Here is an 18,638-nt window from a genome sequence, read left to right as displayed (position 1 = left end):
TGGCCCGGACCGGCCGGCGGCCCGACCCAGCCGGTGCTGGTCGGAGTGGCCGCAGCAGCGGCCGTCGCCGCGGTGAGCCTCCCGCTGACCCGGCCCGGTGTCGGCTGGCTGGTCGCCGGAGTCGCCGGAACGGCGGCCCTGGTCACCGCCGCCTGGCCCACCGCACGTCCCGCGACCACCGCCGACGCCGTCCACCCGGCCAGCGCCCCCGGCTCCACCCGGCCGAAGAGCGTCCCCGCCCCCGCCACCCCGCCATCCACACCACCCCAAGCAACAACCGCACCTTCCCAAGCAGCAGCCACACCACCCCAAAACCCGGCGACGCCACCCCAGGCGGCAACCGCACCGCCCCAGGCGACGGCCGCAGCGGTCAAGGGGCCGGCCGCACCGGTCGGGAGGATTAGTCGGCCGGTCGGTGGATGGCGGCGGATCGGCTGGCTGCGGCCGTTCTGGGCCGCCACGACGGTCGCGTTGCTCGGCGTCGGCACGATCCGGGCGGCGGGCTGGCTCTTCGTACTCTGCCTGCTCACCTCGGCGGTCACCGCGACGCTGACCCTCACGGACGGCAGGTCGGTACGCGCGATGCTGCTCTCCGCCCTGGTCCCGCCGACGGCCGTGATCCGGTCGGTGCCGTGGCTGGCCAAGGGGCTGGCCCGGACCTCGCGGTCGGGCCGGGGACCGGCGGTCGGCCGTACCCTGGTCAGCATCCTGGTCTCGATCGGCCTGCTGGTCCTCTTCGGCCTGCTCTTCTCCTCCGCCGACGCGGCCTTCGCCGGGCTGGTGGACCGGCTCCTGCCGGAACTCTCCGGCGCCACGGTGTTCCGCTGGGTGTTCCTCTTCGGTGCGGTCGGTGCGGCACTGCTCGGTGCGGCGTACGTGCTCGCGGTCCCGCCGGACCTGACCGGGATGGCGTCCGGCCCGAGCCGGCGACGGCTGCGCCGGGCCGAGTGGGTGATGCCGATCGGGATGCTCGTCGTACTCTTCGCCGGGTTCGTGGCGGTCCAGGTCACCACCCTCTTCGGCGGTTCGGACCACGTACTGCGCACCGCCGGCCTGAGCTACGCCGAGTACGCCCGGCGCGGCTTCTGGCAACTGCTCGCGGTATCCCTGCTCACCCTGCTGGTGATCGGTGCCGCCGCCCGCTGGGCGCCCCGGGAGAGCCGGGCCGACCGGGCGCTGGTCCGGATCCTGCTCGGCGGGCTCACCCTGCTCAGTCTGGTGGTGGTGGCCTCGGCGCTGTTCCGGATGGACGTCTACGCCGACGCGTACGGCGCGACCCGACTCCGGCTGCTCGTCGCCGTCTGCGAGGCGTGGTTGGGACTGCTCTTCGTGCTGGTCGCGGCGGCCGGGGTACGGCTGGCCGCCCGGTGGCTGCCCGGGGTGGCGGTCGGTACGGCGGTACTGGCCCTGCTCGCCCTGGCGGTGGCGAATCCGGACCGGCTGATCGCCGAACACAACGTCGACCGGTACGAGCGGACCGGCCGGATCGACGTGCGCTACCTCTCCGGGCTCTCCGCCGACGCCGTACCGGCGCTGGACCGGCTCCCCGGCGAACTGCGCGACTGCGCCCTCTGGGGGCACGACGACGACCTGCCGCCGGACGACTGGCGGGAGACCAACCTCGCCCGGACCGAGGCCCGGCGGATCCTCGCCGAGCATCCGCCCGCCAACCGGGCACTCTGCCCGGTGACGCAGCCCCGATGGTGACTTGACATTCCCGGCCAGCCGGTGAGACTGCCGAGGTGGCCATCCCCATCGATCCGCAGCCGGAGCCGGTGCCGCCCGGACCGCCGCGCCGGACCCGGGTGGTACTGGCCGAGGTGGCTCGCAGCGGCACCGGCGCCGAACGCACCCGGGCCGAGCTGACCCAGCAGACCCAGGTCGGCGAGGCGCTGCTCCGGGGGCTGATCCGCGCCCAGCTCGCCCTCGCGCTGCGGCTGTCGCTGGTGGTCGGGATCGGGCTCGGCGGGCTGCCGCTGCTCTTCGCGATCGCCCCGGAGGTCGGCACGGCGAAGCTCTTCGGGGTCAACCTGCCCTGGCTGCTGCTCGGGGTGGCCGCCTTCCCGTTCCTGGTCGCGGTCGGCTGGGCGTACGTGCACCTGGCGGAGCGCAACGAGCAGGACTTCACCGACGTGGTGCAGCGGCCGGAGCGTTGAGGTGGGCAACGTCTACACCGTGCCGGCGATCATCGTGGTCACCCTGGTCACGGTGGCGATCGGCTTCTACGGGCTGACCCTGGCCCGGACCACCTCGGACTTCCTGGTGGCGTCCCGGATGGTCAGCCCGACCTGGAACGCGGCGGCGATCGGCGGGGAGTACCTCTCGGCCGCCTCGTTCCTCGGCATCGCCGGCCTGATCCTCAAGTACGGCGTGGACGTGCTCTGGTATCCGGTCGGGTTCGCCGCCGGCTATCTGGCGCTGCTGCTCTTCGTGGCCGCGCCGCTGCGCCGCTCCGGGGCGTTCACCCTGCCCGACTTCTGCGAGCTGCGGCTCGGCTCCCGTCGGCTGCGCAAGCTGGCCACCGCCTTCGTGGTCTTCATCGGCTGGCTCTATCTGGTGCCGCAGTTGCAGGGCGCGGGGCTGACCCTGACCACGGTCGCCGGTGGGCCGTACGAGCTGGGGGCGCTGCTGGTCGGTGCGGTGGTCACCGCCAACGTGGCGCTGGGCGGGATGCGGGCGGTCACCTTCGTGCAGGCGTTCCAGTACTGGCTGAAGCTCACCGCGCTGGCCGTACCCGCGATCTTCCTGGTGTTGCAGTGGCAGGCGGACGCCCGACCGCCGGTGACCCCGGTCGGCGGTCCGGTCTTCCCGGCCGCGACCACCGTCGTGGTCGAGGAGCCGGCGAGGCTCACCCTGCCGGACGGCTCCTTCCGGGAGGTACGCCCCGGCGAGGAGCTGTCCTTCGCCGCCGGTGAGCCGGTGCCGGAGGTCTCCGGCGTGCACGCCGCCAGGGGAGCGGACTGGCTGCTGCCGAGCATGGCCGGCAACGACGACCGGGGACTCTTCGCCACCTACTCGCTGATCCTGGCGACCTTTCTCGGCACGATGGGGCTGCCGCACGTACTCGTGCGGTTCTACACGAATCCGGACGGCGCGGCGGCCCGGCGCACCACCCTGGTGGTGCTGGCCCTGGTCGGCGCCTTCTACCTCTTTCCCACCCTGTACGGCGTCCTCGGCCGGATCTACACCCCGCAACTGCTGCTGACCGGGCGGACCGACGCGGTGGTGGTACTGCTGCCCGGCGCGGCGCTCGGCGACGGCCTGACCGGGCAGCTACTGGCCGCCCTGGTCGCCGCCGGTGCGTTCGCCGCCTTCCTCTCCACCTCCTCCGGCCTGCTCACCAGCGTGGCCGGGGTGCTCTCCACCGACGTGCTCGGCCGGGGCTCGGTACGCGACTTCCGGCTGGCCACCATCGTCGGCGGGCTGGTGCCGATGGTGCTGGCGCTGAACGTCTCCGGGTTGGACGTCTCCCAGGTCGTGGGGCTGGCCTTCGCGGTCGCCGCGTCGAGCTTCTGCCCGCTGCTGGTGCTCGGCATCTGGTGGCGCGGCCTGACCGACGCCGGTGCGGCGGCCGGGATCCTGGCCGGTGGGGGCGCGGCGGTCGGGGCGGTGCTCTTCACCGTGGTCGGGCCGGAGCTGGCCGGCTGGCCGGCCGTGCTGATCGCCCAGCCGGCCGCCTGGACCGTGCCGCTGGCCTTCACCGTGATGGTCACCGTCTCCCTGGCCACCCGCCGCCGGGCGCCGAGCGACGTCGCCGCGACGATGCTGCGGCTGCACGCCCCGGAAACGCTGCGACTGTGACGTCGCCGGTGAGTGCCGCCGCCCGGGCGGGACCGGCCGGCACAATGGGGCGGTGAACCGAGCCGAGCCGCCGGGTGGGCAGATCCATCACACCGACCCGTTCGCCACCCCGGAGCGGGACCGCTCCCCGGTGCGTCGGCTGCGCGGCCGGCTGCCGGCGCCGGTGACGCTCTGGACGGCGTACGCGGGGACGACCGCGACCGGCGAGCCGACCGGTCCGGCCGGGCTGACCGTCTCGTCCACCCTGGTCGCCGACGGTGAGCCGGGTCGACTGCTCGCACTTGTCGACGAGGAGTCGGAGCTGTGGGCGGCGGCCTCCGGCAGCGGGCGGTTCGCGGTGACGCTGCTCGGTCCGGCGCACCGGCAGCTCGCCGACCGGTTCGCCGGGCTGTTCCCGGCCCCGGGCGGGCTCTTCGCCTCCGGCGAGTGGACGGGTACGCCGTACGGGCCGGTGCCGGGCGGGGCGCGGGACGGGACCGGCGGCTGGGCCGGCTGCCGGCTGGACGGTGCCCGGGAGTACGGCTGGGCGCTGCTGGTCGAGGCGACCGTCGAGACGGTCGAGTTGGCGGAGGCGGCGGCACCGCTGCTGCACCACCGTGGCCGGTACCGCGAGCTGGCCGGTTGACGGCCCCTCCGGCCGACCAACCAGGCCGCCCTCGGCGAACGACCACGGAGCCGAGCCTGCGGCACCGTCGCAGCCTGCGGGCCTGTCGCCAAGCGGCGTGACCGGGGTCACTCGGCGCAGCCACCGGCCCGTTCGGCGCAGCCGGCGGCCAGGCTCCGGATCACTGCTTTCCGATATCCGGACGGCTCCATACGGTGCGCGGAAACTCCCCTGCCCCTGCGAAGGTGGTGAGACCAGCATGTCTACGGACACTCCCGCACCGGCCAGCGCACCCCCGGACCGGTACGTCGCCGCACAGCGATCGGACGAGTTCGCCGGGTTGCGCAAGGCGCTGCGCGGCTTCGTCTTTCCGATGACCGTGGCGTTCTTTCTCTGGTACGCGCTCTACGTGATCCTCTCGGCGTACGCGCGCGGTTTCATGGGCACCAAGCTCGTCGGCAACATCAACGTGGCCCTCGTCTTCGGGCTGTTGCAGTTCGTCTCCACCTTCCTGATCGCCTGGCTCTACTCCCGGTACGCCGAGCGGAAGTTGGACCCGACCGCCGACAAGATCCGTGAGGAACTCAGCGGCGTGACGGACGAGCGGAAGGAGGAGGCGGCCTCATGAGTCGAGACGTCCTCGCCGGGTTCACCCTGGCGGCGGAGGCGGGGAGCAGCAGCACCGCCCGTACCCTGACCATCACGCTCTTCCTGGTCTTCGTCGCGGTGACCCTGGCCATCACCATCTGGGCCAGTCGGCAGACCAAGACGGCCACCGACTACTACGCGGGTGGCCGCTCGTTCTCCGGCTTCCAGAACGGCATGGCGATCGGCGGCGACTACATGTCCGCCGCGTCGTTCCTCGGCATCGCCGGCATCATCGCGCTGTACGGCTACGACGGCTTCCTCTACTCGATCGGGTTCCTGGTCGCCTGGCTGGTCGCCCTGCTGCTGGTGGCGGAGCTGCTGCGGAACTCGGGCCGCTACACCATGGCCGACGTGCTGGCGTTCCGGATGCGGCAGAAGCCGGTCCGGACGGCGGCGGCGGTCTCCACGATCACCGTCTCGATCTTCTACCTGCTGGCCCAGATGGTCGGCGCGGGCGCCCTGGTGGCGCTGCTGCTGGGCATCCGGCCGGGCACCACGTTCCTCGGCATGGACGCGGACGCGGCGAAGATCGCCACCATCATCATGGTCGGCGCCCTTATGATCATCTATGTCACGGTGGGTGGCATGAAGGGCACCACCTACGTACAGATCGTCAAGGCGTTCCTGCTGATGAGCGGCGCCCTGGTGATGACGATCCTGGTGCTGGCGCACTACAAGTTCAACCTCTCCAACCTGCTCGGCGACGCGGCGAACGCCTCCGGCAAGGGTCAGGCGTTCCTCGAACCGGGGCTCCGGTACGGCGTCGAGGTCGCCGGGGACGCGACGAAGACCTTCTACAACAAGGTCGACCTGCTCTCCCTCGGCATCGCCCTGGTCCTCGGCACCGCCGGCCTGCCACACATCCTGATCCGCTTCTACACCGTGCCGACCGCCAGGGCGGCCCGGAAGAGCGTGCTCTGGGCGATCGGCATCATCGGCACCTTCTACCTGTTCACCCTGGCCCTCGGCTTCGGCGCGGCGGCTCTGGTGGGCCGGGAGGCGATCACCGCGCAGGACGCGGCCGGAAACACCGCGGCACCGCAGCTCGCCGAGGCGCTCGGGGTCGACTTCTTCGGCGGCGACGTCGGCGGGGCGGCGCTGCTCGCGGTCATCGCGGCGGTGGCCTTCGCCACCATCCTCGCGGTGGTCGCCGGGCTCACCCTGGCCTCCTCGTCCAGCCTGGCGCACGACTTCTACGCCAACGTCATCAAGGGTGGCGAGGCGTCGGAGCGGCAGGAGGTCAACGTGGCCCGGGTCTCGGCCCTGGTCATCGGCGCGATCTCGATCGTGCTGTCGATCTTCGCGCAGAACCTGAACGTGGCGTTCCTGGTGGCCCTGGCCTTCGCGGTGGCGGCCTCCGGCAACCTGCCGGCGATCCTCTACAGCCTGTTCTGGCGGAGGTTCAACACCTCGGGTGCGGTCTGGGCGATCTACGGCGGTCTGATCAGCGCCGTCGGGCTGGTGTTCTTCTCCCCGGTGGTCTCCGGGGCGCCCACCGCGATGTTCCCGGACCACGACTGGCAGTGGTTCCCGCTCTCCAACCCGGGCATCATCTCCATCCCGATCGGGTTCCTCTGCGGTTGGATCGGCACGATCATCTCGAAGGAGCTGGACGAGGACAAGTACGCCGAACTGGAGGTCCGTTCCCTCACCGGCGCCGGAGCGCACTGACCGGCGACTCCGCGAAAGATCACCGATAGTCAGATCCGGACAACGGGTGGTGTCGGGCCGACAGTGGCCCGGCACCACCCGTTCGACTCCTCCCGTGCGGACCATCTCCGGCCGGATCCCTCGGCCAGCCGGAGATCAGCCTTCTGGGTAGGCTGGGCTTATGGTGGTAGCCCAGCGTTTCGGAGCGGAACACCGGATCCTCGTCACCGGCGGTGCCGGATTCGTCCCATCCCACCTGGTCGACGCGCTGATCGCGCGGGGCTGCACGGTGGTCGCGGCGGACAACTTCGTCACCGGCTCCAAGGAGAACGTCGCCCATCTGGCCGACCATCCGCGGTTCACCCTGGTCGAGACCGACGTCTCGGAGGGACTCCCCGGGCACCACCCGGCGATGGCCGAGCGGTTCGACGCCATCATGCACCTGGCCTCGCCGGCCAGCCCCACCGACTTCGCCACGCTGCCGATCGAGATCCTCCGGGTCGGTTCGCTGGCCACCCTGCACCTGCTCGACCGGGCCGTCGCCGACCGGGCCCGGTTCATCCTGGCCTCCACCTCCGAGGCGTACGGCGACCCGCAGGTGCACCCGCAGGTCGAGACGTACTGGGGCAACGTCAACCCGATCGGCGTACGCAGCGTCTACGACGAGGCCAAGCGCTTCGCCGAGGCGAGCACGATGGCGTACCACCGCTATCACGGGCTCGACGTCGGCATCGTCCGGATCTTCAACACGTACGGGCCCCGGATGCGGCCGGACGACGGGCGGGCGATTCCCACCTTCATCACCCAGGCGCTGCGCGGCGAGCCGCTGACCGTGCACGGCACCGGCGCGCAGACCCGCTCCATCTGCTACGTGAGCGACCTGGTCCGGGGCATCCTGCTGCTGCTCGACTCCACCGAGACCGGTCCGATCAACTGCGGCACCGAGCACGAGGTGTCGATGCGCGAGCTGGCCGAGACGATCGCCGAGCTGACCGGAAGCCGATCCCGGGTGACCTATGTCACCCGGACCGCCGACGATCCGGAGAAGCGCCGGCCGGACCTCACCCTCGCCCGCGAGCGGCTCGGCTACGAACCCGAGGTGACCCCGGCCGAGGGGCTGCGCCGGACGATCGAGCACTTCAGCCAGCGGTTGGCGGGCTAGCGGAGGATACCCGGCTCGCGCCAGCCGGGCCGTGGCACACAGCGGTTTCTTGGTTCCGCTACGTACCCTGAGGGCATGTTCGCAAGCCCTCCCCCGCACGCGACCGGCAGTTCGTACCGGATGACGGCCGGCGGATCCGCCGGCCGGTCCTCGGTGCCCGGCCAGGGCCAGGCGACCGGACCGGGCCGGATCTCCGGCCGGGCGCAGGTGTCCGGCGTACCAGGTCAGGCCCGCCCCTACGACTCACCCGCCGGTCCCGGCGGCGGTGGCCCGGGCGGTCCCGGCGGTCCGGGTCTGCCCGGTGACCCCGGCCGGCGCGGCCCACGCCCCCGGTGGGGCCGGATCGCGCTGGTCGTCGGCGTCGCGGTGCTGGTGCTCGGCCTGCTCACCAGCGGCGGTCTCTGGCTCTACGTCAGAGGGCTCGACAAGGACCTGGCCCGGACGGACCCGTTCGCCGAGCTGGCCGACGGGCGGCCGAAGTCGGTCAGCGGCGCATTGAACATCCTGCTGGTCGGCAGCGACTCCCGGGATCCGGACGCCCCGATCAACGAGGCGAGCAAGTGGCGGGCCGACACCATCATCGTGATGCACATTCCGGCCAGCCACGACAAGGCGTACCTGGTCTCGGTGCCCCGCGACCTCTACGTGCCGATCCCGGAGAACGCCAGGGCGGAGTGCGGCAGCGGTGAACGCGGCAAGATCAACGCGGCCTTCGCGTTCGGCGGCCTGCCGCTGGCGGTACGCACCGTGGAGTGCTTCACCGACGTCCGGATCGACCACGTGATGGCGATCGACTTCGCCGGCTTCAAGGAGGTCACCGACGCGCTCGGCGGGGTCGACCTGAAGGTCGAGCGGAACATCACCTCGATCCACAAGCCGTACCGGAAGTTCACCAAGGGCGTCAACCACATGAACGGGGCGGAGGCGCTGGACTGGATCCGGCAGCGCAAGCAGTTCCCGGACGGCGACTTCGCCCGGATGCGCCACCAGCAGGAGTTCCTGCGGGCCCTGATGGACAAGGCGGCCAGCACCGGCACGCTGACCAACCCGGGCAAGCTGAACGCCTTCCTCAAGTCGGTCACCGGCGCGGTCACCGTCGACGAGGGCTTCTCCCTGGTCGACATGGCGATCCAGTTCCGCAACCTGCGCGGCGACAACCTCCGGTTCATCACCAGCCCGCACAACGGCAGCGAGACCATCAACGGCGAGTCGGTGGTGGTGTCGGACCGGGAGAAGGCACTGGGCATGTACCGGGCGATGGCGGCGGACACAATGGACGAATGGGTCGCGGCGAACGTCGCACCGACTCCGACGCCGGCCAGCGGTGGCTGAGCCGACCGGCGGGTACCCGCCGACTTCCGGGTCGAACCGCCCGCAGGGCGGTTGAACCGATCCGCGCGCGTACCCGTAGATGAACAGCAGCAGGTAACGTAATTGAAGTCGGGGCAACTGGCGGGTGTCCGCACCATGTCACGCGTCCCGCCCCCACCCCCCGACCCTGGAGCAGGCATGCCGGTGCAATCCCGCCGACGTCCCCCACGGCCCGCCTCGACGGTCCCGCCCTCGCGCGCGACCGCCGCGGTGGGGCCTGGCGCGCCGCTCGACGACTGGGCGGATGCCCCGAACGGCTCCGGCGGCAAGGGCAAGGGGAGCAAGGGCAAGGGGAGCAAGAGCGCCCGGCGCCGCAAGACTCCGCTCTGGGCTCGCCTCACGCTGGTCTTCGGCGCCGTACTCATGCTCTCCAGCGGGGTGGCCATCGTCGGCATGCAGGCCGTGATCGGCCAGGCGACCAGCACCATCCAGCAGGAGAACCTGCTCGGTGCGGCGAGCAAGTCCGACGCCGAGGGCGGCAAGGACCTCGACGGCCCGATCGACCTGCTGCTGCTCGGCATCGACGCGCGGGCCCGGCTGGACGCCGACAACGTCCGGGCCGACACCATCATCGTGCTGCACATCCCGGCCACCCACGACCAGGCGTACCTGCTCTCCATCCCGCGCGACACCGAGGTGCAGGTGCCGGCGTTCAAGACCAGCAAGTACGGCGGCGGCACGGCCAAGGCGACCGAGGCGTTCTACCACGGCGCGCAGAACGGCGGCGGGCTCAAGGGTGGTGCGCAGTTGATGGCGCTCACCGTCAACAAGCTGACCGGGATCAGCTTCGACGGTGCGGCGATCATCAACTTCAGCGGCTTCAAGAAGATCATCGACGCCCTCGGCACCATCCCGATGTGCGTGCGTCAGGAGGTCAAGTCGCACCACATGAAGATGGTCGACGGCAAGCCGATGTGGAACCACGAGGCCGACAAGGTCAGCGGGGTCAAGAAGCCGGTGGTGCACAAGAAGGGCTGCCGGCAGATGGAGGGCTGGGAGGCCCTGGACTACTCGCGGCAGCGCTACGGTCTCACCCACGGCGACTACGACCGGCAGCAGAACCAGCAGCAACTGATCAAGGCGATGGCCAAGAAGGCCATGAGCGACGGCGTGATGACCGACATCGGCAAGCTCAACCGGTTGATGAAGGCGGCCGGTGAGGCGCTCATCCTGGACACCGGCGGCACGCCGATCGCCAACTTCATCTTCACCATGCGTGGGGTGGCCGCCAACGACCTGGTGCTGCTGCGCACCAACGACGGCAACTTCGCCGGCAACGGCAACGGCCGGGAGACCCTCAAGCCGATCAGTCAACAGATGTTCACGGCGGTCAAGAACGACAGGTTGGACGAGTTCATCATCAACAATCCGACCGTGCTCGCCCCGAGCAAGTAGCCGGCGCGGGCTCCTCGCCAACGAAAATCCCAAAAGCCACTGGACGCTCAAACCGGGCCCCTAGCCTGGGTGAGAAAGCTTCACTCAGCCGGTCCGGGGAGGGGTCACGTTCACACCCAAGCGGGCGGTCCCGGGCCAACCCGGGCGGCCAGGACGCGTCTTCGGCGCCGGTCGTACCGGTGAACCGGAACTCGGGCGACACCCCCGGCACCGTCGCAGGGCGCCGGTCTGGGCGAAGGTGGCACTCGGACTCGGCCTGGTCCTGCTGCTGGTCTCCGGGGCCGGTGGCGCCGGCCTGCACATGCTGACCAACCGCTACGACAACAGCGTGGTCAAGCAACTGCTCCTCGACCCGGCCGCCCGGGGAAACCGCGGCGACGTCTCCGGCCCGCTCAACTACCTGCTGGTCGGCTCCGACGAGCGCCCCACCGCCGACCCCGGCGCCGACCAACGGTCGGACACCATCATGATCGCCCATCTGCCGGCCGGGCTGGACCGGGCCTACCTGATCTCGGTACCCCGGGACCTGCTCGTCGAGATCCCGCCGGCCCCCACCAGCGGCTGGCCCGGCGGCTCAGACAAAGTCAACTCGGCGTTCCAGTACGGCGGCGGTGGCCAGGGCGGCACCAGACTCCTCTCCGCCACCCTCAGCCGGCTCACCGGAATCCGGTTCGACGGCGCCGCCCTGGTCAACTTCGCCGGATTCCAGCGCGCCATCGACCTGCTGGGCGGGGTACGGATGTGCGTCGACACCCCGGTCCGGTCCATACACACCCGGCACGTCTTCGAGGCCGGCTGCCACCAGATGAGCGGCGCACAGGCGCTCGACTACGCCCGCCAGCGGTACGACCTGCCGAACGGCGACTTCGACCGGCAGCGGCACCAGCAGCAACTGCTCCGGGCGATGATGGACAAGGCCACCACCTCGGACATGCTGCGCAACCCGCTCCGGCTGGACCAGGTGATCCGGGCCATCGGTTCCTCGTTCACGGTCGACACCAACGGCGTACCGCTGGAGGATCTGATCTTCGCCCTGCGCCGGATCCGCTCCGACGCGCTGCGCGGCATCCAGCTCCCCTCGCACTCCGAGATGATCGACGAGGTCTCGTACGTCCTGATCGACGAGCCGGCGAACACCCTGTTCGACGCGATGCACGCCGCCGACCTGGACAACTGGGCACAGCAGCACCCGAAGTGGGTCAACCGGCTGTAGATTGCGGCGCGGTCCCGAGCAGGCTCTACCCTTGGTAACCGTGTTCGCAGCCAACATTCCCTCCGTGACCGCCGCCGAGGTACCCGCCGACGCCTACCTGCTCGACGTACGAGAGCCGGACGAGTGGGCGGCCGGGCACGCGCCCGACGCCCACCACCTGCCGATGATGGAGGTGCCCGCCCGGATGTCCGAGATCCCGACCGACGCCGACGTGGTGGTGGTCTGCCGGTCCGGCGGCCGCTCCGGCCAGGTGGTCGGCTACCTGATGAGCAACGGCTGGGACAACGTCCGCAACCTCGACGGTGGCATGCGCCAGTGGGCCGCCGCCGGCCGCCCGCTGGCCAGCGAGGACGGGCAGCCGGCCCGGGTCATCTAGCAGCCGGTCGGCAGCCATGACCGCGAGGAGTGAACCGGGTTCCCGAGCCGCGTGCCGCAGCGGACCGGAACTGCGGAGCCGTCCCCTGGTCTTCGCGCACCGGGGCTCCTCCGCGACGATGCCGGAGCACACCCTGGCGGCGTACCTCCAGGCGTTGGCCGAGGGCGCGGACGGGCTCGAGTGCGACGTACGGCTCAGCCGGGACGGGCACCTGGTCTGCGTACACGACCGGCGGCTGGAACGGACCAGCAACGGCCGGGGACCCGTCGGGGCGTACACCCTGGCCGAGCTGGAACGGCTCGACTACGGTTCGTGGCACCGCGCGGCCGCGCCCGACGACGACCTGCCGCCGGCCCCGGAGCGGACCCGGCTGCTCACCCTCGACGCCCTGCTCCGGGCGGTACGGGCCGCCGACCGCGAGGTCGAGTTGCTGATCGAGACGAAGCATCCCGCCCGGTACGGCTCGGGTGTCGAGCGCCGCCTGGTCGCGCTGCTGGACCGGCACGGGCTGGCCGACCCCCGGCCCGACGATCCGGTACGGGCCACCGTGATGTCCTTCTCCCCGCTGGCGGTACGCCAGATCCGCCGGCTGGCTCCCCGACTCTCGACGGTGCTGCTGCTGGAGCTGGCGCCTCCCGGGCTGCGCCGGGGGCGGCTGCCGTTCGGCGCCCGGATCGCCGGCCCGAGCCTCAAGCTGCTCCGCACCCGCCCGCAGCTCGTCCCGGCCCTGCACCGGGCGGGCAACCGGGTCTACGTCTGGACGGTGAACGACGCCCCCGAGCTGGACCTGGCCCTGGCCTGCGGGGTGGACGGCATCATCACCGACCGGCCCGCCATGGTCCTCGACCGGCTGAACCGCTGATCCGGACCACCGCCGGCCGTCGGGCGGACGTCGGTCGGCGCGGGCGGCGGAGGGCGGTACTGCCGAAAGACCCGCCGAACGGGCAGACTCGGAGCATGCCGGAACACCCCGATTACCCCTGCCTCGTCGCCGGCCACGCCGAGGTGCTGGGGATGCTGAACGCGGGCGAGGTGGGCCTTCCGGTGCTCAACCGGCTGTTGCAGGTCGCCGGTCGGGCGCTCCGGGCGCCCGGTGTCGCCTTCGTCGAGTTCGGCCCGAACGGCGGCCGGGTGGTCTCCGGCAACGGGGAGCTGGACTGGGCGGTCGGCCGGCCGATCCCCATCCTCGAGCAGCCGGCGGACGAGCTGCTCTGCGGTTCGGGAGTGCGCGCGATGGGCGTCGACGTCCTCCCGGCGGATCTGGCCGAGGAGCTGGACGGGCGCGGCCTGCGGCACATGCTCGCCGCACAGGTCGAGATCGGCGGGCTGACGATCGGCAACCTCTACGCCCTCTACCCGGACCCCGAGCGCCCCGACGACCCCGAACACCGCTCGGTGCTCGGCTTCCTGGCCGCCACCGCCGCGCACATGTACGGCGACCAGGCCGGCCTGCCGGTGCACGGCGACGGCACGGTGGTCGCGGCGCTGGCCGACGGGCTGGCGATCGTCACCCGGGACGGCACCGTCCAGCTCTGGAACCCGGCCGCCGAGAAGGTGACCGGGCTGCGCGCCGCCGAGCTGCTCGACCGGCCGCTGCCGTTTCCGGTGCCGCCGCCGGGGCAGGTGCTCGACCACCGGCTGCCGGACGGGCGGTGGCTCAAGATCACATCTGGTGACCTGCCGGGTACGGCGGCCTCCCGGGTGGTCACCTTCCGGGACAGCAGCGACCAGCACATCCGCGACCACGACCGGGACCTCTTCGTGGCGGTCACCAGCCACGAACTCCGTACCCCGGTCACGGTGATCAAGGGGTACGCCGACACGCTCGGCACGCACTGGGAGTCGCTCTCCGACTCGGACCGGCGGCAGGCGGCCGGCGTGATCGGCCAACGCGCCGGTGAACTGGCCCGACTGGTGGACCGGCTGCTCGCCACCACCAACGACGCCGGCTCGGTCGGCGGTGCCCCGCCGGTCCCCTTCGACCTGCTCGACGCGCTCCGGGCAGCCGCCGCCGACCTTCCCGCGGAGCTGCGCCACCGGCTGGTCACCCAGCTTCCGGAGAACCTCCCGAAGGCGCTCGGCGACCGGGCCAGCCTGGCGACGGTACTGACCGAGCTGACCACCAACGCCGGCAAGTACTCGCCGGACGGCTCGCCGGTGCTGCTCACCGCGGAGGCCGACCGGCGGACGGTGGCGTTCCGGGTGAGCGACCGGGGAATCGGGGTACGTCCGGAGCATGTCGAGCGCGCATTCGAACGGTTCTGGCAGGGGGAGTCCGGTGACCGGCGCCGCTATCCGGGCGCCGGCCTGGGCCTCTATCTCGTACGCCGGATCGTCGAGCGACAGAATGGCTGGGTTTCGCTCCGACCGCGCGACGGGGGCGGTACGGTCGCAGAGGTGCGGCTGCCCCGAGGCTGAATCGAGGTCGTCCGGCGGTGCCGTGCCCGGGTGGCCCGTCGAGGAGCCGTCTGGAGTCCGTCGGTCCGTCGAGGAGGCACCTGGAGTGGACCTTTTTCGACCTGAACCGCGCGGCGCTCACACACCGCGTCCGACCAGGCGGTCCGTCGGACAGCAGGGGGAGGTCGAAAAGGGTTCGTTGTCGAGCGTCTCGACCGAACGGTCGTGGTGCCTGCTGGTGCCGCAGCACGCCGAGGGTGCCCGTACCGCCCGGCACCGGCTCGGTGCCGAACTCGACGGTACGGTCCCGGCGGCTCTGCTCGGCGACGCCGAGATGGTGGCGGCCGAACTGCTCGGCAACGCCGTACGGCACGCCCCGCCGCTGCCCGGCGGGATGATCCGGCTGACCTGGCTGCTCCGCACCGGCCCGACCGCCCACGTCGTGGAGATCCGGGTGACCGACGGCGGCGCCACCGGCCCGCCCCGGGTCCGGCAGGTCGGACCGGACGCCACGGACGGTCGGGGCCTCTTCCTGGTGGCCGCGCTCGCCGCCGACTGGGGGGTGGAGCGCGACGGGCTGGGCCAGAGCGTCTGGGCGAGGCTGGTGCATCCGGTCCGGCAGACCCTCGCCGTCCGGTGACGTCGCGATGACCGCGCACCGTCGCCCGCCCCGCGGGTGACCCGCCGGTAGCGCCGCCGGGTGTCCGGGTCCGCTCGGTTACGCCTAGGCTGTCTCGCCGTGGGCAAGCGTCGAAAGAGTTCCCGGTCCGCCACGGCGGGCACCGGCGGGGAGAATCAGGTCGAGAAGCGGCGGAACAAGGTTCGGGACGTCTTCGTACCCCGTCCCTTCGAGGGGCTGACCGACGAGGTGGAGTGGATCGCCCTCCGTGAGCTGGTGCCGGCCGCCTCGGCCCCGCTGACCCTCGCACCTCACCTGGTCGAGGAGTACGGCGACCGCCCGGTCACCCTGGCCACCGTGCTGCCGATGGCCACACCCGCGATCACCAAGGCGGACGGCCGGATCATGATCGGTCTCCAGCGGCACGTGCAGTCCGGCGACGTCTCCCGGGACCTGGCCGAGGCGCTGCTCTGCGCGCTGCGTACCGAGCCCGGGGGTACGGTCTCGGTGCCGGCGCTGCCCGGTGAGGGTCCCCGGCTGCCGGACGTACTGGTCGACGGGCCGCTCGACATCACCCTGCACGACGGGTTCGAGTTCTGGCTCGACCCGGGTGCGGCCGACGACCCCAACGTCAAGGCGTCGCTGGAGCGTGCCGACGCCTCCATCTACCCGACGGTCCGGCTCGCGGCCGCGCCGGCCGCGTACTGGTGCCAGGTCACCGACAAGAGCCACGTCCGCTGGGTACTCCCCGACGACGAGGACGCCGCGCTGGACGCCCTCTCCCGGCTCTCCGCCGCCGGTGAGCTGCTACTCGGACCGCAGACCAGGTTCGCCGGGATGTTCCGGGCACACGGCCGGCTGGTACCCGTCTGGGACATCCCCCGCGACGCCGCGCCGGACTCCTGGGAGGCCCCGCTGGCGGACTTCGCGAAGCGGTACGCCGCCGCCCTCGCCGAGCCGGCCCCGCTGGACGCCGCCGGCCGTCGCGCCAAGCAGGGCCTGCTCGGCCGCCAACTGACGCTCCGCTAGCCCTCCGGCCCGCTCGTAGCCCTCCGGGGTCCACCCCCGCAGCCCTCTCCGGCGGCGGCTCGCGTTCGTCCCGCCGCGTCAGCATATGTTGACGGCCTATCGTCGTCAGCATATGCTGACGACATGTCCGCGCTCGCCGACCTCGACCGTGCCGCACACGGCAGCGACCCCGACGCCGCGCTGCGAGCGGTCGCCCGCCTTCGCCGCCTCGTCGAACAACTGGAGGCCGAACAGGTCGCGGCGGCCCGGCGGGCCGGCTGGTCCTGGCAGGACATCGCCGTCCGGCTCGGCGTCACCAAGCAGACCGTGCACCGGAAACACCACCGCGACCAGGAGGTCTGATGTTCCGAGGCGATCACCCCGACCTCCGCCGTACGCTGGCTCACGCCCTGGCCATGGCCCGGGCTCTCGACCATCCCCGGACCGGCAGCGAGCATCTCCTGCTCGCCCTCACCACAACGGGCGGCACCGTCGGCACCGTCCTCGGCCGGCACGGCGCCACGGAGCCGGCCATCCGGGACGCGGTACGCCGGGCCGCACCGCTCGGCGCCGGGGCCGCCGCCGACCGCGACACCCTGGCGCCGCTCGGCATCGAGCTGGACGGGCTCCTGTCCCGCCTGAGTCCGGCCGTCCTGGACCGGGCGACCGCACCCGAGCCGCTGCTGCCGCTCGGAGCCGCCGCCGCACGACGACGCTGTGCCCGGACGAGCCCGCCCCTCGGGCTCGACGCCCAGGCGGCCTACGAGGCGTCGCTCCGGCTCGCACTCGCCCGCCGGGACCGCGAACACCGGCCCGAACACCTCGCCCTCGCCCTCGTCGCCCTCGACCCCGGCGCGGGCTGGGTGCTACGCACCGTCGGGGTGCGGACCCCGGCCCTGCTCGCCGAGCTGGCCGACACCTTCCCGCCACCGCCACGCAACCCGCTGCTGCGCGCCGAACGCCGGATCGGCCAGCGGTCACGCGGGCACGACCTGGTCCGGCGGTACCAGCGCACGACCGGGCGTACGGTCACCTCGGGCGGCGCCGTCGCCACCCTGATCACCGGTTGACCCCGCACCCGCCCGCCAGCGTTCGGCGGGATCGGGCGATCAGTCGTGGTCCAGTGCCTCCGCCAGCTCGACCCCGTCCAGCCGCCCCAGGACCATCTCCTGGAACCGCGGGCACGCCTGGTAGTCCGGGTGCCGGCAGCGCAGTCCGTGCTCCAGCAGCGTCTGCGACAGCGTCAGCCGGGCGATCCGCTCCTGTACCTGGACCAACTGCTCACGCAGCAGCTCCCGCCGCCGCTCCCGGTCCGGGGCGGCGAACAGCTCCCGCAACTGCTCCAGGCTGAACCCGGCCTCCTTGCCGAGCAAGATCTCCGCCACCCGGGTCACGTGCACCGCGCCGTACGTCCGCCGGCCCGCCACCCGCCGCGCCGGTGACAGCAGACCCGCGTCCTCCCAGTGCCGGAGTACGTGCGTGGCCAGACCGAAGCGGGCCGCCAGCTCCCCGATCGAGTACTCCATCGACCATCCCACCGACCTCGGGTCCACCTGACGGGCTCAGCGTTGACTTCAGGTCCACCTGAAGTCGCACACTCGGGCGCATGCCAGAGACGCACACCGCCTACACGGACACCGAAAAGCTGATCCGCATGCTCGACGCCGCCGAGAACGCGCCCGACGCCGTCACGCTACGCGCCCGCAGCTACCAGTTGCTACGGCCGTACCCCGGCGCGACAGTGCTCGACGTCGGCTGCGGCGCCGGTCGTGCCGTCGTCGAACTCGCCCGCCAGGGCGCCCGCGCCATCGGCGTGGACCTCGATCCGGCGATGCTGGCCGCCGCCCGCGACCGGTTCCCGGACATCGACGTGCGCCTCGCCGACGCAGCCGTGCTGCCGGTGGAGGACGGGCAGGCCCACGGGTACCGGGCCGACAAGGTCTACCACATGCTGCCCGACCCGTCCGCCGCGCTGGCCGAGGCCCGCCGGGTCCTCGCCCCCGGCGGTCGCGTCGTGCTGCTCGGCCAGGACTGGGACACCCTGGTCGTCGACTCCGACCAGCCCGACCTGACCCGCCGCATCGTGCACGCCCGCGCCGACACCGTGCCACACCCGCGCATCGCCCGTGCCTACCGCAACCTGCTGCTCGACAGCGGTTTCCACGACGTCGAGGTCGAGGTGCACACCCTGGTGTTCACCGATGCCACGATGCGACCCATGCTCGCCGGCCATGCCGACGCCGCCCGGCAGACCGGTGCCGTCAGCGCCGAGCAGGCCGAGGCGTGGATCGCCGAGCAGACCCGCCGCGCCGCCACCGCCCGGCTGATGGTCGCCCTCCCGATCTTCGTCGCCGCCGCCACCCGCTAACTCCCCATCCGACGCGCCGGGCGGAA

General features: G+C 72.1%; 18 protein-coding genes and 1 pseudogene. 18 read left to right on the top strand and 1 reads right to left on the bottom strand.

Going from position 1 to position 18,638, the window contains the following annotated elements; genetic code table 11:
* The first annotated feature begins 45 nt into the window (after positions 1–45).
* The 17 genes and pseudogenes from V1634_RS23895 to V1634_RS23815 all read left to right on the top strand — a co-directional run bounded on the left by V1634_RS23895 (position 46) and on the right by V1634_RS23815 (position 17,314).
* Positions 46–1,707 (top strand): DUF4153 domain-containing protein, encoded by a 1,662-nt coding sequence (locus V1634_RS23895; RefSeq protein ID WP_331210130.1) that lies wholly within the window; start codon positions 46–48, stop codon positions 1,705–1,707.
* 41 nt (positions 1,708–1,748) lie between these two features.
* On the top strand, positions 1,749–2,156 hold the full coding sequence (locus tag V1634_RS23890) for a hypothetical protein (RefSeq protein ID WP_407951843.1): 408 nt from the start codon (positions 1,749–1,751) through the stop codon (positions 2,154–2,156).
* Position 2,157: 1 nt separating this feature from the next.
* Positions 2,158–3,801, top strand: a complete 1,644-nt coding sequence (locus V1634_RS23885) for a sodium/solute symporter (protein WP_331210128.1) — start codon at positions 2,158–2,160, stop codon at positions 3,799–3,801.
* A gap of 70 nt (positions 3,802–3,871) precedes the next feature.
* Positions 3,872–4,426, top strand: a pseudogene (locus V1634_RS23880) (flavin reductase family protein); the annotation flags it as partial.
* Positions 4,427–4,664: 238 nt separating this feature from the next.
* Complete coding sequence (locus V1634_RS23875; RefSeq protein ID WP_331210127.1) at positions 4,665–5,033, top strand: DUF485 domain-containing protein; 369 nt, start codon at positions 4,665–4,667, stop codon at positions 5,031–5,033.
* Positions 5,030–6,724 carry a solute symporter family protein gene (locus V1634_RS23870; RefSeq protein ID WP_331210126.1) on the top strand — a complete coding sequence of 565 codons (1,695 nt, stop codon included), beginning with the start codon at positions 5,030–5,032 and terminating at the stop codon, positions 6,722–6,724. The genes V1634_RS23875 and V1634_RS23870 overlap by 4 nt, the downstream gene beginning before the upstream one ends.
* Before the next feature lie 160 nt (positions 6,725–6,884).
* Positions 6,885–7,865, top strand: a complete 981-nt coding sequence (locus tag V1634_RS23865; protein WP_331210125.1) for a GDP-mannose 4,6-dehydratase — start codon at positions 6,885–6,887, stop codon at positions 7,863–7,865.
* 75 nt (positions 7,866–7,940) lie between these two features.
* On the top strand, positions 7,941–9,197 hold the full coding sequence (locus V1634_RS23860) for an LCP family protein (RefSeq protein ID WP_331210124.1): 1,257 nt from the start codon (positions 7,941–7,943) through the stop codon (positions 9,195–9,197).
* Positions 9,198–9,446: 249 nt separating this feature from the next.
* Positions 9,447–10,631 carry an LCP family protein gene (locus V1634_RS23855; protein WP_331210123.1) on the top strand — a complete coding sequence of 395 codons (1,185 nt, stop codon included), beginning with the start codon at positions 9,447–9,449 and terminating at the stop codon, positions 10,629–10,631.
* A gap of 238 nt (positions 10,632–10,869) precedes the next feature.
* Complete coding sequence (locus tag V1634_RS23850; protein ID WP_456238621.1) at positions 10,870–11,844, top strand: LCP family protein; 975 nt, start codon at positions 10,870–10,872, stop codon at positions 11,842–11,844.
* A gap of 40 nt (positions 11,845–11,884) precedes the next feature.
* Complete coding sequence (locus V1634_RS23845) at positions 11,885–12,220, top strand: rhodanese-like domain-containing protein (protein WP_101368731.1); 336 nt, start codon at positions 11,885–11,887, stop codon at positions 12,218–12,220.
* Positions 12,221–12,236: 16 nt separating this feature from the next.
* A complete protein-coding gene (locus tag V1634_RS23840; protein WP_331210122.1) occupies positions 12,237–13,082 on the top strand; it encodes a glycerophosphodiester phosphodiesterase in 846 nt (281 codons plus the stop codon).
* A gap of 95 nt (positions 13,083–13,177) precedes the next feature.
* A complete protein-coding gene (locus V1634_RS23835) occupies positions 13,178–14,638 on the top strand; it encodes a sensor histidine kinase (protein ID WP_331210121.1) in 1,461 nt (486 codons plus the stop codon).
* A gap of 211 nt (positions 14,639–14,849) precedes the next feature.
* Complete coding sequence (locus tag V1634_RS23830; protein WP_407951842.1) at positions 14,850–15,257, top strand: ATP-binding protein; 408 nt, start codon at positions 14,850–14,852, stop codon at positions 15,255–15,257.
* Positions 15,258–15,356: 99 nt separating this feature from the next.
* A complete protein-coding gene (locus tag V1634_RS23825; RefSeq protein WP_407951838.1) occupies positions 15,357–16,265 on the top strand; it encodes a DUF5926 family protein in 909 nt (302 codons plus the stop codon).
* Between the two features lie 123 nt (positions 16,266–16,388).
* A complete protein-coding gene (locus tag V1634_RS23820) occupies positions 16,389–16,607 on the top strand; it encodes a helix-turn-helix domain-containing protein (protein WP_331210118.1) in 219 nt (72 codons plus the stop codon).
* Positions 16,607–17,314 (top strand): Clp protease N-terminal domain-containing protein, encoded by a 708-nt coding sequence (locus V1634_RS23815; protein ID WP_331210117.1) that lies wholly within the window; start codon positions 16,607–16,609, stop codon positions 17,312–17,314. Before V1634_RS23820 ends, V1634_RS23815 begins: the two co-directional genes overlap by 1 nt.
* 39 nt (positions 17,315–17,353) lie before the next feature.
* On the opposite strand, the gene V1634_RS23810 is transcribed toward V1634_RS23815, so the two are convergent.
* Positions 17,354–17,770 carry a MerR family transcriptional regulator gene (locus V1634_RS23810; protein WP_331210116.1) on the bottom strand — a complete coding sequence of 139 codons (417 nt, stop codon included), beginning with the start codon at positions 17,768–17,770 and terminating at the stop codon, positions 17,354–17,356.
* Positions 17,771–17,850: 80 nt separating this feature from the next.
* Here V1634_RS23810 and V1634_RS23805 point away from each other — a divergent pair, with 80 nt between their 5' ends.
* Entirely contained in the window at positions 17,851–18,612 is a 762-nt protein-coding gene (locus V1634_RS23805; RefSeq protein WP_331210115.1) for a methyltransferase domain-containing protein, read from the top strand.
* Positions 18,613–18,638 lie beyond the last annotated feature (26 nt).

It is taken from the genome of Plantactinospora veratri, from assembly GCF_036421995.1.
Taxonomy (GTDB): Bacteria; Actinomycetota; Actinomycetes; order Mycobacteriales; family Micromonosporaceae; genus Plantactinospora; species Plantactinospora veratri.
This window is presented reverse-complemented; position numbering and strand designations above follow the sequence as displayed.

What these genes read in the sequence shown, in the direction of transcription:
- V1634_RS23875 (WP_331210127.1), top strand. Translation starts at nt 4,665, where the DNA reads ATGTCTACGGACACTCCCGCACCGGCCAGCGCACCCCCGGACCGGTAC.
- V1634_RS23870 (WP_331210126.1), top strand. Translation starts at nt 5,030, where the DNA reads ATGAGTCGAGACGTCCTCGCCGGGTTCACCCTGGCGGCGGAGGCGGGG.
- V1634_RS23865 (WP_331210125.1), top strand. Translation starts at nt 6,885, where the DNA reads ATGGTGGTAGCCCAGCGTTTCGGAGCGGAACACCGGATCCTCGTCACC.
- V1634_RS23860 (WP_331210124.1), top strand. Translation starts at nt 7,941, where the DNA reads ATGTTCGCAAGCCCTCCCCCGCACGCGACCGGCAGTTCGTACCGGATG.
- V1634_RS23840 (WP_331210122.1), top strand. Translation starts at nt 12,237, where the DNA reads ATGACCGCGAGGAGTGAACCGGGTTCCCGAGCCGCGTGCCGCAGCGGA.
- V1634_RS23835 (WP_331210121.1), top strand. Translation starts at nt 13,178, where the DNA reads ATGCCGGAACACCCCGATTACCCCTGCCTCGTCGCCGGCCACGCCGAG.
- V1634_RS23820 (WP_331210118.1), top strand. Translation starts at nt 16,389, where the DNA reads ATGTCCGCGCTCGCCGACCTCGACCGTGCCGCACACGGCAGCGACCCC.
- V1634_RS23815 (WP_331210117.1), top strand. Translation starts at nt 16,607, where the DNA reads ATGTTCCGAGGCGATCACCCCGACCTCCGCCGTACGCTGGCTCACGCC.
- V1634_RS23810 (WP_331210116.1), bottom strand. Translation starts at nt 17,770, where the DNA reads ATGGAGTACTCGATCGGGGAGCTGGCGGCCCGCTTCGGTCTGGCCACG.
- V1634_RS23805 (WP_331210115.1), top strand. Translation starts at nt 17,851, where the DNA reads ATGCCAGAGACGCACACCGCCTACACGGACACCGAAAAGCTGATCCGC.